At 65.0% G+C, this 13,096-nt stretch carries 14 protein-coding genes; 6 read left to right on the top strand and 8 right to left on the bottom strand.

Annotated features, from left to right (window positions below; translation table 11 throughout):
- Window positions 1-171: 171 nt before the first annotated feature.
- The 3 genes from ACQY7X_RS21215 to ACQY7X_RS21205 are packed head-to-tail and all read right to left on the bottom strand — an operon-like array spanning window position 172 to window position 5,244.
- Window positions 172-1,107 carry a pentapeptide repeat-containing protein gene (locus ACQY7X_RS21215; protein WP_428247489.1) on the bottom strand — a complete coding sequence of 312 codons (936 nt, stop codon included), beginning with the start codon at window positions 1,105-1,107 and terminating at the stop codon, window positions 172-174.
- A 40-nt stretch (window positions 1,108-1,147) separates the two neighbouring features.
- Entirely contained in the window at window positions 1,148-1,588 is a 441-nt protein-coding gene (locus ACQY7X_RS21210; protein ID WP_428247488.1) for a CAP domain-containing protein, read from the bottom strand.
- Window positions 1,589-1,620: 32 nt separating this feature from the next.
- Window positions 1,621-5,244, bottom strand: a complete 3,624-nt coding sequence (locus ACQY7X_RS21205; RefSeq protein WP_428247487.1) for a vitamin B12-dependent ribonucleotide reductase — start codon at window positions 5,242-5,244, stop codon at window positions 1,621-1,623.
- Window positions 5,245-5,428: 184 nt separating this feature from the next.
- Here ACQY7X_RS21205 and ACQY7X_RS21200 point away from each other — a divergent pair, with 184 nt between their 5' ends.
- The 4 genes from ACQY7X_RS21200 (at window position 5,429) to ACQY7X_RS21185 (ending at window position 7,335) form a co-directional block, all read left to right on the top strand.
- On the top strand, window positions 5,429-5,977 hold the full coding sequence (locus tag ACQY7X_RS21200) for a hypothetical protein (protein WP_428247486.1): 549 nt from the start codon (window positions 5,429-5,431) through the stop codon (window positions 5,975-5,977).
- A gap of 89 nt (window positions 5,978-6,066) precedes the next feature.
- Window positions 6,067-6,405, top strand: coding sequence for an NADH:ubiquinone oxidoreductase subunit NDUFA12 (locus ACQY7X_RS21195; protein ID WP_428247485.1), 339 nt, complete (start codon window positions 6,067-6,069; stop codon window positions 6,403-6,405).
- A gap of 12 nt (window positions 6,406-6,417) precedes the next feature.
- Window positions 6,418-6,897 (top strand): outer membrane lipid asymmetry maintenance protein MlaD, encoded by a 480-nt coding sequence (mlaD, locus tag ACQY7X_RS21190; RefSeq protein ID WP_428247484.1) that lies wholly within the window; start codon window positions 6,418-6,420, stop codon window positions 6,895-6,897.
- A 6-nt stretch (window positions 6,898-6,903) separates the two neighbouring features.
- Window positions 6,904-7,335 (top strand): DUF2155 domain-containing protein, encoded by a 432-nt coding sequence (locus ACQY7X_RS21185; protein WP_428247483.1) that lies wholly within the window; start codon window positions 6,904-6,906, stop codon window positions 7,333-7,335.
- A gap of 16 nt (window positions 7,336-7,351) precedes the next feature.
- Here ACQY7X_RS21185 and ACQY7X_RS21180 read toward each other — a convergent pair whose 3' ends face one another.
- Genes ACQY7X_RS21180 through aroQ form a run of 5 tightly spaced genes read right to left on the bottom strand, consistent with a single transcriptional unit; the run spans window position 7,352 to window position 11,469 of the window.
- Window positions 7,352-8,416 carry a metal-dependent hydrolase gene (locus ACQY7X_RS21180; RefSeq protein WP_428247482.1) on the bottom strand — a complete coding sequence of 355 codons (1,065 nt, stop codon included), beginning with the start codon at window positions 8,414-8,416 and terminating at the stop codon, window positions 7,352-7,354.
- Between the two features lies 1 nt (window position 8,417).
- Complete coding sequence (gene aat, locus ACQY7X_RS21175) at window positions 8,418-9,104, bottom strand: leucyl/phenylalanyl-tRNA--protein transferase (RefSeq protein WP_428247481.1); 687 nt, start codon at window positions 9,102-9,104, stop codon at window positions 8,418-8,420.
- A 14-nt stretch (window positions 9,105-9,118) separates the two neighbouring features.
- Complete coding sequence (gene accC / locus ACQY7X_RS21170) at window positions 9,119-10,462, bottom strand: acetyl-CoA carboxylase biotin carboxylase subunit (RefSeq protein ID WP_428247480.1); 1,344 nt, start codon at window positions 10,460-10,462, stop codon at window positions 9,119-9,121.
- Window positions 10,463-10,483: 21 nt separating this feature from the next.
- Window positions 10,484-10,957, bottom strand: a complete 474-nt coding sequence (gene accB, locus ACQY7X_RS21165; protein ID WP_428247479.1) for an acetyl-CoA carboxylase biotin carboxyl carrier protein — start codon at window positions 10,955-10,957, stop codon at window positions 10,484-10,486.
- A 32-nt stretch (window positions 10,958-10,989) separates the two neighbouring features.
- Entirely contained in the window at window positions 10,990-11,469 is a 480-nt protein-coding gene (gene aroQ, locus ACQY7X_RS21160) for a type II 3-dehydroquinate dehydratase (RefSeq protein ID WP_428247478.1), read from the bottom strand.
- A gap of 219 nt (window positions 11,470-11,688) precedes the next feature.
- Between aroQ and ACQY7X_RS21155 the strand changes: the two genes are divergently transcribed.
- Window positions 11,689-12,357, top strand: a complete 669-nt coding sequence (locus tag ACQY7X_RS21155; RefSeq protein ID WP_428247477.1) for an MBL fold metallo-hydrolase — start codon at window positions 11,689-11,691, stop codon at window positions 12,355-12,357.
- A 182-nt stretch (window positions 12,358-12,539) separates the two neighbouring features.
- Window positions 12,540-13,088: a hypothetical protein gene (locus tag ACQY7X_RS21150; protein WP_428247476.1), complete on the top strand. Its 549-nt coding sequence runs from the start codon at window positions 12,540-12,542 to the stop codon at window positions 13,086-13,088.
- The last annotated feature ends 8 nt before the right edge of the window (window positions 13,089-13,096 follow it).

The following is a 13,096-nucleotide window of genomic DNA, read 5'->3' as shown; positions in this document are numbered from 1 at the left end:
AAGTTAGACGTTTCAACGCAAAAAGCCCGGAGAGATACGAGCCTTTTCATCTGCATTTCAAGCCAACTTATTGATCAGCTTGCACTCACCAATGGCAACCATTTGGGGAGAATGGTGGGCGCATCAGGGTTCAAACCTGGGACCCGCTGATTAAGAGTCAGCTGCTCTACTCTACACACTCCCCGCCGGCATGAAGCCGAAGGCCTGATCGAGCATGGCGCCGCGGAAATCGGCGCCATGGATGTCGGCGGCGGAGAGGTTGGCGCCGCGCAGGTCGGCGCAGATCAGCTTGGCGCCGCGCAGAGAACAGCGCGCCATGTTGGCGCCTACCAGGCTGGCGCCGGAAAGTTCGGCGCCATCGAGGTTGAGCCCGGCCAGGTTCCAGTTGGCGAGATCGGCACGCTGGCCCACCTTGCCATCGCTCTGCACCCAGGAGGCATGGGATTCCAGCGCCATGTAGACGGCGGCGGGCTTTGCCGCCTTCGGCACCTTGCCACCGCCGGAAATGATCTGCTCGCTCAGTTCGCCCGGCATGTCGGCCATAGAGAAATCGGCGCCGCGCAGATCGGCGCCTTTCAGCGACAGGCCGGTGATGCTGGCATAGGCGAAGTTGGCATCCTGCAAATTCGCCTTGTCGAAAATGGTGTCGTTCAGCGTCGCCGCCACGAAGGAGGCGCCGCGTGCCGTGGCGCCGCCGAGTTTGGTTGCCTGCTGGCCATCGGCAACATTCTCCGGCGGTGTGTAGGGGCGGAAATCGACACTGTCGAAGCGCGTGTTGTTGAGGATGGCGCGGCTCAGATCGACGCCGCGCATCATTGCCTGGGCGAAATTGCCTTCGCTGAGGTCGGCGGCGGTCATGTCGCTACCGTTGAATTCTGCCTCCACGGCATCGACACCGCGCATGTCGGTGCAGAACAGCCGGCATTGCTGCAGCACGATGCGGCGCAGGTTGCGGCGCGTCAGCTTGGTGGAGCCGAGATCGGTGCGGGCCAGCTTCAATTGCCGGCCGACTTTCACCGAGGTGCCGATGGAAAGTGTGAACCGCGCATGGGAATCCAGGCGGTCGCCAAGGTCGGTCGGGCAGGGGGCATAGCTCGGGCCGGTCATGCCGTCAGTATAGGGCGGTCGGGATGATTTGGTAAACGCATCAGCGCCGGCTGCCCAGTACCATCACCCAGAGCGGCTGGCCGAGCAATTCGCCCTCGGCGATGCCGGCCTCGCGCAATTCCGGCCGCAGCAGATTTTCCCGGTGGCCCGGGCTTTCCAGCCAGGCGGCCAGGGTATCGGCGGCATTGGCCGGGCCATGCGCCAGGTTCTCGGCGGCGAAGGCCAGCGGATAACCGGCGCGGGCCAGGCGCTCGCGCAAGTCGCTGCCATCGCAGCCCTGGTGGCTGAAGCGGCCACAGCGCGGCAGGTCGTCGGCAAGATCGGCGGCGGCGCGGCGCAATTGCGGATTCTCCCGCAATGTATCCAGCCCGGCCTTGGCGCGGGTGGCGTTCACCGCCACCAGCAGGGCGCGGGCCTCATCGCCGCCGGTAGATTGCGCCCAGGCGGACTGGCCCGAGAGCAACGCCGCCGCCAGCAGCAAAGCAGCGAATGCTCGCCTTACGAACACCCGCCTTACGAACACCCAGTGGTGCCGCCGCAGGAATCGCATTTCAGGCAGGTGCCATTGCGCACCAGGGTGAAGTTGCCGCATTCCGGGCAGGCATCGCCTTCATAGCCCTTCATCCGCGCCTCGCGGATGCGGCTGGAACGGCTGGCGCCGGCGTTGTCGTCATAGCCTCCGCCCAGCACATTCACTGCTGCTGTGATGTTGAGGCCATCGGTGCCGGTTGCCTGCAATTGTGCTGTGGCCGCCCCCATGCCAGCAGCCGCGCCGCTCAGTACATAGAGGTTCGAGCGGATATAGCCGTTCGAGGCCAGCGCCACCGCCGCAGCCGGCGCGGCTTCGGTGGTATGGGCTTCCTTGGTGCCGAGGGCATCCGGGCGAAGGTCCTCCGGCTGCACATGGGCCAGGTCGGTGCGGCCGAGATAGCTCACCGCCAATTCCCGGAACACATAATCCAGGATCGAGGTCGACATCTTGATCACATCGTTACCTTCCACCATGCCCGAAGGCTCGAAGCGGGTGAAGGTGAAGGCATCGACGAATTCCTCCAGCGGCACGCCATATTGCAGGCCGATGGAAATGGCGATGGCGAAATTGTTCATCAGGCTGCGGAAGGCGGCGCCTTCCTTGTGCATGTCGATGAAGATTTCGCCGATCTTGCCGTCGTCATATTCGCCGGTGCGCAGATACACCTTGTGGCCGCCAACCACGGCTTTCTGGGTGTAGCCCTTGCGGCGCAGCGGCAGGCGCTGGCGGCCGGCGATGAACTTCTCGACGATGCGTTCGGCCACGATCTGGGCGCGGGCGGCGGCGGGCGCCTCGATCACGCGGTCGAGCGTATCGTCCGCCGCGTCGGTTTCATCGTCGAGCAGCTGCGATTGCAGCGGCTGGCTCAGCTTCGAGCCATCGCGGTAGAGCGCGATGGCCTTGCAGCCGAGCTTCCAGGCCGAGAGATAGGCTTCGGCACATTCCTCGACACTGGCCGAGTTCGGCATGTTGATGGTCTTGGAGATGGCGCCGGTGATGAAGGGCTGCGCCGAGGCCATCATGCGGATATGGCTGGCCGAGGAGAGGAAGCGCGTGCCGTCCTTGCCGCAGGGATTGGCGCAATCGAACACCGGCAGATGCTCGTCCTTCAGATAGGGCGCGCCTTCCAGCGTCATGGCGCCGCAGCAATGCAGGTTGGCGGCAGTGATCTCCTCCGCCGTGAAGCCGATGGCGGTCAGCAGGTCGAAATCCGGTGCATTCAGCCGCTGTTCCGGGATGCCCAGCGTAGCGGTGCAGAAGGCGGTGCCGAGCGTGAAGCGGTTGAGCACGAACTTGATGTCGAAGGCAGTACGCAGCCCGGCTTCCACCTTGGCGATGGCTTCCGCCGTGAAGCCCTTGGCGTTCAGGCTGCTGTGGTTGACGCCCGGGGCACCGCGCAACGTGCCATGGCCAACGGCATAATCGATGATGGCGCGGATTTCGCCCTCGGTGTAGCCGAGGGTGCGGAGCGCCAGCGGCACGGTGCGGTTGATGATCTTGAAATAGCCGCCGCCGGCCAGCTTCTTGAACTTCACCAGGGCGAAATCCGGCTCGATGCCGGTGGTATCGCAATCCATCACCAGGCCGATGGTGCCGGTGGGGGCGACCACGCTGACCTGGGCGTTGCGGAAGCCATGCGCCTCGCCGAGTTCCAGCGCGCGGTCCCAGGCGGCTTGAGCCGCGCTACGCAGGGCGGCATCGGCGCAATTGCCATGATCCAGCGGCAGCGGCGCGATATGCAGCCCCTCATAGCCGGCAAGCTGGCCCTGGGCGGCACGGCGATGGTTGCGGATCACGCGCAGCATCTGGTCGGCGTTGCGGTTATAGCCGGGGAAGGCACCGAGTTCGGCGGCCATCTCGGCGGAGGTGGCATAGGCGGTGCCGGTCATCAGCGCGCTGATGGCGCCGCAGAGCGCGCGGCCTGCATCCGAATCATACGACAGGCCGCAGCTCATCAGCAGCGCGCCGAGATTGGCATAGCCGAGGCCCAGGGTGCGGAATTCATAGGAACGGCGGGCGATTTCGCGGCTCGGGAACTGCGCCATCAGCACGCTGATTTCCAGCGTCACGGTCCACAGACGGCAGGCATGCTCGTAGCCCTGGGTATCGAAGTGGCCATCGTCGCGGCGGAAGCACATCAGGTTCAGCGACGCGAGATTGCAGGCCGTGTCGTCGAGGAACATGTATTCCGAGCACGGGTTGGAGGCGTTGATGCGGCCATCCTCGGGGCAGGTATGCCAGTCGTTGATCGTGGTGTCGTATTGCAGGCCGGGATCGGCGGAAGCCCAGGCGGCCTGGCCGATCTTGTCCCACAGCTGGCGCGCCGGCAGGGTCTTGGCCGCCTTGCCATCGGTGCGGCGCGTCAGCGTCCAGTCCTGATCGCCCTGCACGGCGAGCAGGAAGTCATCCGGCACGCGTACGGAATTGTTTGAGTTCTGGCCCGAGACGGTGAGATAGGCTTCGCCATCCCAATCCGTGTCATAGGCGCGGAAATCAAGCTGGTCATAGCCTTGGCGCGCCATCTGCAGCACGCGCTGCACATAGTTTTCCGGGATCATCGCGGCGCGGGCCGCGCGGATTTCCTTGCGCAAGGCGGGATTCTGCTTCGGGTCACAGCCGCCGGCCTCGTTGCAGGCGGCGAGCACGCGGCCGAGATGCTGGCGCGACAGCTTGGAGCCGGCGACCAGGGCCGCCACCTTCTGCTCCTCCACCACCTTCCAGTCGATGAAGGCCTCGATATCGGGATGGTCGATATCGCAGATCACCATCTTGGCGGCGCGGCGCGTGGTGCCGCCAGACTTGATGGCCCCGGCGGCGCGGTCACCGATCTTGAGGAAGCTCATCAGGCCAGACGACTTGCCGCCGCCAGAAAGCTTTTCATCCTCGCCGCGCAGGCGCGAGAAATTGGAGCCGGTGCCGGAGCCGTATTTGAACAGCCGCGCCTCGCGGGTCCACAGGTCCATGATGCCGCCCTCGTTGACGAGGTCGTCTTCCACCGACTGGATGAAGCAGGCATGGGGCTGCGGATGTTCATAGGCCGAAGCCGACTGCACCAGCTTGCCGGTGCGGTAATCAACATAATGATGTCCCTGGGCCGGGCCATCGATGCCATAGGCCCAGTGCAGGCCGGTGTTGAACCATTGCGGCGAGTTCGGCGCGCCGACCTGGGCGGCGAGCATGTAGCGCATCTCGTCGAAATAGGCGCGGGCATCTTCCTCGGAATCGAAATAGCCGCCCTTCCAGCCCCAATAGGCCCAGGTGCCGGCCAGGCGGTCGAACACCTGCCGGGCAGAAGTCTCCTGGGTGTAACGCTCGGCTTCGGGCAGGTCGGCAAGCGCGGCCTCGTCGGCCTCCTGGCGCCACAGCCATTGCGGCACGTCGGATTCGGGCACGGCGCGGCGGGCAGCCGGAATGCCGGCACGGCGGAAATACTTCTGCGCCAGAACATCGGCGGCGACCTGCGACCAGTCGGCCGGCACTTCCAGCTTGTCGAGGCGGAACACCACGGAGCCGTCCGGGTTGCGGATTTCGCTCGTCGTGAAGCGGAACTCGATGCCGTCATAGGCTTCTGCTGCCGCATTCGTGTAGTGCCGTTCAATACGCATCGCCGCCTGCCTCATGCCCTGGAAATCGCCACTGAATCAAAGACTTGAGGCCGCAAGAACCACCAAATCTGGTGGCCCGGCGGCCTCAAGTCGACTAAATCTAGGAGAAGGGCGGCGGCCGGGTCAATCACTCGAAGGAGGTATGGCCTTATTTCCGCCGACATATATGTGCTAGAATCGGGCCATGCGCACCATCCATTCCCTGCTGCTGATTCTTCTCCTGACGGTTACCACCGCTGTTCCCGCTGCCGCCTGGGCCCAGGACCGCCCGACCCGGCAGGCGGCGGAGAAGCTGATGGAGACTCTGACCCTGGAAAAGCGGGTCGACTCCATCGTGCAGCTCTATTTGCAGTTCATGCCGCAATCGACTCCAGAGGAGCAGGCCCGCGCCCGGCTGCTGCGCGAGCGGGCGCCCGGCGCTGGTTCGCGTTTCCGGGGGGCCGTCACCAATGCGGCGGCAGCGCATTACAACCGTAGCGAACTCGCCGCCCTGGACCAGTTCTTCGCCAGCGATGACGGCCAGCGGCTGATCGCCACCGCCGTGGGCCGGGCGCTGATGTCGGTGGGGCGCGGCGGCAACCTGAAGCAGGGTGATCTGCTGCGGGCTGAGGACTTTGCCGGACGGCCGGGGCTCGAAAAGGTTGTGTCGAAATACCCGGCCTTCGAGACTGCCGCGCGCAATGAACTGGGCCGCGAATTCGCCACGGAAATCGGCCTCCTGGTGATGAAATAGGACGGCCGAATAAGGCTTTACGCTTTGTTCCGGCGATGCCATAGTCCGCCCGGAAATCAGCGCACTAGCAGCGCGGAGAGAGTAAGACCATGAGCCTGATCGGCACGAAGCTCTATACTTGGTGGAAAGGCGAAGCGGTCGGCAGCGACAGCTTCGGCAACAAGTATTTCCGTGAGCGCAGCGGCGGTCGCCGCCGCTGGGTGATCTTCAATGGCCGGCCGGAAGCCTCCAAGGTCCCGCCGGAATGGCATGCCTGGCTGCACCACACGATTGATGACGCGCCGGTCGCTGGCGTGAAGAAGCATGTGTGGGAAAAAGAGCATCTGCCGAACCTGACCGGCACGCCCTATGCCTACCATCCGGCAGGGCAGGGCGGCGGCATGCGGCCCAAGGCCACAGGCGACTACGAAGCCTGGAAGCCCGAGTAGGCGGGGCATCTGATGCAAGGTAATCTCGTCGAGACCCTGATCGGCGCCGTGGTGCTCGCGGTGGCTGCTTTCTTCCTGGCTTTCGCCTATTCCACCGCCGGTGTTGGCGGTGGCGTTTCGGGCTATGAGCTGAAGGCGCGCTTCAACCGCGCCGATGGCCTGGTCACCGGCGGCGCCGTGCGGCTTTCCGGCATCAAGATCGGCACCATCACCAGCCAGGCGCTGGATGCCAAGACCTATGATGCCGTGGTCACCTTCACCGTTGATGGCCGCTACAAGCTGCCGGAGGATTCGGCGGCGAAGATCGCGTCTGAAAGCCTGCTCGGCGGCAATTACCTGTCGATTGAGCCGGGCGGCAGCGATGTGATGCTGAAGCCGGGTGAAGCGATCAAGTTCACGCAAGGCTCCGTCAGCCTGCTCGACCTGATCGGCCAGGCGATTTTCAGCGCCACTACGGGTCCGGGTAACGGCGACAAGGCCAAGGCGCAGTAATCCAGCATGTTCCGGCAAGCGCCACGCCTGCTGCGCGCCACTGTAGTGGCGGCAGCGTTGCTTTGCGCCGTCACTGGCGCCATGGCACAGCCGGCGCCGGCCAATGACGGCATGCCGAGCAGCCCGATGCCGCTGGCGATCCTGCAGGGCCTGGATAAGATCACCGCGCGCATCTACACGCTGGAAGTCGCCATCGGCCAGACTGTCGGCTTCGGCACGCTCAAGGTGACGCCGCGCGTCTGCCGCAAACGCCCGCCGGAATATCCGCCGGAAAGTGCTGCCTATCTCGATATCGTGGAAGAGCGCCCCGGCGAGACGCCGGTGCAGCGTTTCTCCGGCTGGATGTTCGCCTCCAGCCCGGCGCTCAATCCGCTGGAACACCCGGTCTACGATGTCTGGGTGATCGACTGCCGCCCGCAGCGGGCGCCAGGACGTTAAGGCGGCTCGCTAAGATCTAGCGCCCCAGCATACCGTTCCACACTTCGGCAAGGCCGGTGCGGGTGAAGGCCGGCCGCTCGGACAGCCGTTCCGGCTCGCCCAGCAGGCGGCCCTCGGCATCGATGCGGAAGCGCAGGCCCCAGAAGCCGAGGATGCTGTCGCCGGGCATGCCATAGCGGTAGTCGCGCGCTTCGACGATGGTTGGCAGGCCGGGCTTCACCGTCCAATGCAGGTGATCGCCTGAGAACCAGGTGAACACCTTGGCTTCGTAGCTGGCGCGGGCGGCATCCAGCGCCGGGCTTGGCGCCAGGCGCGGGAAACGCTGCCAGGCGATGGGCTTGTCGGCAAAGGGCGAGATGAAGCCGACCAGGATGGCATCGGGCAGGTCAGCCACGATGCGGCGCCACCAGGGCTGGAAAATCACCGGATAGGCGCTGATGCGGGCGCCGGTGGCATCGGGCGATGCCGCCGCCAGTTCGCCGCGCGCCCGCTGTTCCAGGTGCAAGCCGATGCCCCAGGCCATCGTGGTGTAGAGGAAGATATAGACCAGGGCCAATTGCGCCGCGCGCTGCGCCGCACCGGCCAGGCGCCGGTTCACCAGGGCGAACAGGAACACCGCCAGCAGCGGCAGCGAATAGACCGGATCGATGATCGGCATCGCGTTGATGGCGAAGCGTACAGTGCTGAACGGCGCCAGCAGCTGCGTGCCATAGGCGGTGAACAGATCGATCAGCGGATGCGTGACGGCACAGAGCGCGCCAAGCCACATCCAGTTGCTGCGGCGATACCGGCTGTCATCGGGTCCCAGGGCCGAGCGGTTTGGCGGCTTGCTGCGCAGGCGCTCGGCCTTCCAGATCATCCAGCCGACCGCCGCGCCATAAACCAGCGTGGCGGGGAAGGAATGGCTGATGGCCCGGTGATCCTGCCAGGTATCGACCACGCTTTGCTGGCCGAACAGGCCGGCAAAGACATCCAGATCAGGCAGCGTGGCGATCAAGCCGCCAGCTGCCACCGCACGCCGGCCCAGGCTGTTGCGGAAAGCGGCGGCACCCAGCACGCCGCCGAACAGAAGCTGTGTCACGCTATCCACGCGCGGTCCTTTCCGGCAATGCCGCCAGCACGGTGGCGGCATCGGCATCCACGGGCAGGTGGTGGAAATCCGGCGCGATAGTCAGCGCCGCGCCGAGCCGCCGCAGATAATCGCCGCGCGGAATTTCCTCGGTGCCGAAACGTGCCAGATGCGGGGTGAGGAATTGCGTATCCAGCAGCGCGAAGCCGCCGGTGCGCAGCCGGGCTACCAGATGCACCAGGGCTATCTTGGAGGCATCGGTGGCGCGGCTGAACATGCTTTCGCCGAAGAAGGCACCTTTGAGCCGCACACCGTAGAGGCCGCCGACCAGCCGGTCCTCGGCATCGTAACATTCCACGCTATGGGCGAAGCCCTGGCGGTGCAGCTCGATATAGGCGTCGCGGATCACGGCGTTGATCCAGGTGTTGCGGCGTTGGCTCAACGGGTCGCCCGAGGGCTCGGCGCAGGCCGTGATCACGGCCGGGAAGTCGCGGTCGACATGGACGCGGAAGCCGCCACCGCGCACGGCCTTGGCCAGCGAGCGCGGCAGATGGAAACGATCCAGCGGGATGACGCCGCGCAATTCCGGGTAGACCCAGAAATAGCCTGGGTCATCGGCGCTGTCGGCCATCGGAAAGTAGCCGCTGGCATAGGCATGCAGCAGCAGGTCGGTGGTCAGCGGCTGCGGATTATGCGGCATGACGACCCGAGGCTTTACCCCTGGCGCGCGATGAATTCCTCAAGCCAGTGGATATCGTAGGCACCGTTGACGAAATCCGGGTCGCGGATCAGCGAGAGATGCAGCGGGATGGTGGTTTCCATGCCGCCGATGACATATTCCTCCAGCGCCCGGCGCAGCCGCATCAGGCATTCATTGCGGCTGGTGCCATGCACGATCAGCTTGCCGATCAGCGAGTCATAATGCGGCGGCACCTGATAGCCGGTATAGAGCGCGCTATCGACGCGCACACCGAGGCCACCGGGCACATGATAATCGCTGACGCGGCCGGGCGAGGGCGCGAAGGTGCGCGGATTCTCGGCGTTGATGCGGCATTCAATGGCGTGGCCGTTGAACTTGATGTCGTCCTGGCTATAGCCGAGCGGCGCTCCGGCGGCGACACGGATCTGTTCGCGCACCAGGTCCAGGCCGGTGATCATCTCGGTGACGGGATGCTCCACCTGGAGACGGGTGTTCATTTCGATGAAATAGAACTGGCCGTTCTCGTACAGGAACTCGATGGTGCCGGCGCCGCGATAGCCGAGCTTGGCGATGGCGTTCGAGGCGATGGCGCCGATCTGCTTGCGCTGTTCTTCATTCAGCGCCGGAGAGCGGGCTTCTTCGAGCACCTTCTGATGCCGGCGCTGCAGCGAGCAGTCGCGCTCGCCGAGATGCACGGCGTTGCCATGCATGTCGCCGAAAATCTGCATCTCGATATGGCGCGGACGGGTGAGATATTTCTCGACATAGACCGCATCGTTGCCGAAGGCGGCGCGCGCCTCGGCCTTGGCCTGGGCCAAAGCGGGCGCGAATTCCTCCGGGCTGCGCACCACCTTCATGCCGCGGCCACCGCCGCCGGCCGTGGCCTTGATCAGCACCGGATAGCCCATGTCGTCGGCCAGCTTGCGGCCTTCCGCCTCGTCGGCGATGGCGCCGTCGGAACCCGGCACGCAGGGAATACCCAGCGAGCGGGCGGCTTCCTTGGCGGCGATCTTGTCGCCCATCAGGCGGATATGTTCCGGGGTCGGGCCGATGAAGGTGATGTCATGGGCCTCGACGATCTCGGCGAACTTGGCATTCTCCGAGAGGAAGCCGTAGCCGGGATGGATCGCATCGGCGCCGGTGATCTCGGCGGCCGAGATGATCGCCGGGATATTGAGATAGCTCTGGTTGGATGGCGGCGGGCCGATGCAGACGGATTCATCGGCGATGCGCACATGCATGGCATCGGCGTCAGCGGTGGAATGCACCGCCACGGTATGGATGCCCATTTCCTTGCAGGCGCGGTGAATGCGCAGCGCGATCTCGCCGCGATTGGCGATCAGCACCTTGTCGAACATCGGCGCGGTCCCGCTTGCCGGTTATTCGATCACCAGCAGGGGCTGGCCAAATTCGACCGGCTGCTGGTTCTCGATCAGGATGCGGACAACGCGGCCGCCCTTCGGCGCGGTGATCGGGTTCATCGTCTTCATGGCTTCGACGATCAGCAGGGTCTGGCCGGCGGAAACATTGCTGCCGACCGAGACGAACGGCGCGGCGCCGGGCTCGGACGCGGTATAGACGGTGCCGACCATCGGTGACTTCACGGCGCCCGGATGGCTGGCGGCATCATCGCCGGCAGCGGCAGCCGGTGCGGCGGCGGCAACAGCGGCAGGAGCGGCGGCATAAACCGGGGCGCTGACGGCAGCCACGGCCTTGGCAACACGCACTTTCAGCGAGCCTTCATTCCATTCGATCTCGCTTAGGCCGGTCTCATTCAGCAGTTCCGCCAGATCGCGGATCATCTGCTGGTCGATGCGGCTCTCTTTCTTGTCCTTGGCAGGCGTCGACGCCATCCTGGAAATCCTTTTTCTGCTGCTGTCTGCTGTCAGGCGATGATATCGGCAAGGGCTTCCAGCGCCAGGGCATAACCCTTGGGACCGAGGCCGAAAATGCCGCCGCGTGCCGCCGGCGACACATAGGAATGATGCCGGAAGGCTTCACGCTTGAAGATGTTGGAGAGATGCACCTCGATCACCGGCTTGTCGAAGGCGTTGAGCGCATCGAGCATGGCTACCGAAGTGTGAGTGTAGGCACCGGCATTGATGACGATGGCGGCGGCCTTGAGGCGGGCTTCCTGGATGCTGTCGACCAGCACGCCTTCATGGTTGGTCTGGCGGAAGTCGATTTCCAGGCCCAGGCGGTCGGCGGTGAAGCGGCACAGCGTTTCCACATCGTCGAGGGTATCGCGGCCATAGATTTCCGGCTGGCGGGTGCCGAGCATGTTCAGGTTCGGGCCATTCAGCACATAGACCAGCGGCTTCGCGGCCTTGCGCCCGCTGCCACTCTGCTTGCCTGCCTGTGCCATCCCGGCCACTCCTACGAAAGTCGAACGGGATGCTCTGCACCCCTGGGGGATTGCCCTACACCATTCCCCCCTGCCGGGGCAACTGCCGGGGCCTCTAAGGCGCCCGGAAGGCGGGTTTTGGTGGTTTCCGGCCTAGATGGGGGCTGGGCAGGGCGGCTACAAGGCCGGCCCTGCAACGACCCTGGCATCAATCCGGGGGATTTGCGATAAACCCCTGTCATGACAGAGAAACCGCCCCTCCAGATCGAAATCATCCCGGTCACCCCGTTCCAGCAGAATTGCAGCCTGGTCTGGTGTACCGCCAGCATGCGCGGCGCCCTGGTGGATGCCGGCGGCGAACCGGAAAAGCTGCTGCAGGCGGTAGCGCGCCATGGCGTCACCCTGGAGAAGCTGCTGGTCACCCATGGCCATCTGGACCATGCCGGCGCGGTGATGGAACTGGCGGAAAAGCTGAACCTGCCGATCGAGGGGCCGCATCGCGAGGACCAGTTCTGGATCGACGGCATGCCGAAGGCGGCGCAGCAATACGGCTTTCCGCCCAGCCGCAGCTTCACGCCGGGCCGCTGGCTGGAGCAGGGCGATACCGTCACGCTCGGCGACCTGACCCTGGATGTCTACCATTGCCCCGGCCATACGCCGGGCCATGTGGTGTTCGTGCATGCCGAGAGCCGCGTGGCTTTGGTCGGCGACGTGCTGTTCCGCGGCTCCATCGGCCGCACCGACTTCCCGCGCGGCAATCACGAGCAGCTTATCAAGGCCATCCGCGAGCGGCTGTTCCCCTTGGGCGACGACATCACCTTCGTGCCCGGCCATGGCCCGCTTTCCACCTTCGGGGCCGAGCGCCGCAGCAACCCCTTCGTGTCCGATATCGCTTTAGGGTTGGCCTAGGCTCGCCCGTAAGTTCTGGTTGTTAAAGGATTATTTACCCTTTTTCGCGTGCCAGGGCAGGGAAATCATGGTAAATATTAACCATGGTTCAGTCGGTCACGGGCAGCAATCTGCTCGCAGTCTTTCCGGCCTCAGCTGCGGCGCGCAATCTGGCCCAACAGAATTTGGTCCTGCCGTCCCCGTTGCCTTCGCCCCAAGAACAGGCGCAGCAGCGGGCGTCGTCGCTTGTGCGCTTCAATGCGCCGACCTTGAGCAATTCCACGCTGGCGACCCTGCAGGACAACGCCTTGCGGTCCCAGGTGGCGCCGGAACTGAACGGCAGCAATACGGCGGCCGATAGCGACAGTGCCTCGCGTGCGGCGCAAGCCTATAGCCTGGCGGCGAATTCGCTGCGGCCGCTGATTGCGCTGGGCACCGCGCCCGGGCCGGTGCCGAACCTGCAGGCGCTGGCGCCTGGTGCTGCCGCGCAGGGCAGTGATGGTGGCGAAGGCCGCGCGGTGCAGCGTCAGCAGAGCGAGCGAGGCCAGGAGAATGAGCGCAGCCAGTCGCGCGTCACCGGCAGCCAGGACCGCTCGAACCCGCTGCTGGGCCAGGAGCGTCAGAATTTCGCCCCGCCGGCGCCAGCCACCAGCAATGGCACCGCTGGCAACAGCAATGCCAGCAGCAATGTCGTCCCCGGCAGCGCCCGCATCGGCGCCACGCTGGGCGTGCGGATTGATGTAGGGGTTTAGGCTGCGAC

The organism is Ferrovibrio sp. (assembly GCF_965278975.1).
Classification (GTDB): Bacteria; Pseudomonadota; Alphaproteobacteria; order Ferrovibrionales; family Ferrovibrionaceae; genus Ferrovibrio.
The sequence above is the reverse complement of the archived record's forward strand: the minus strand, read 5'-3'. Positions and strand labels throughout refer to the sequence as shown.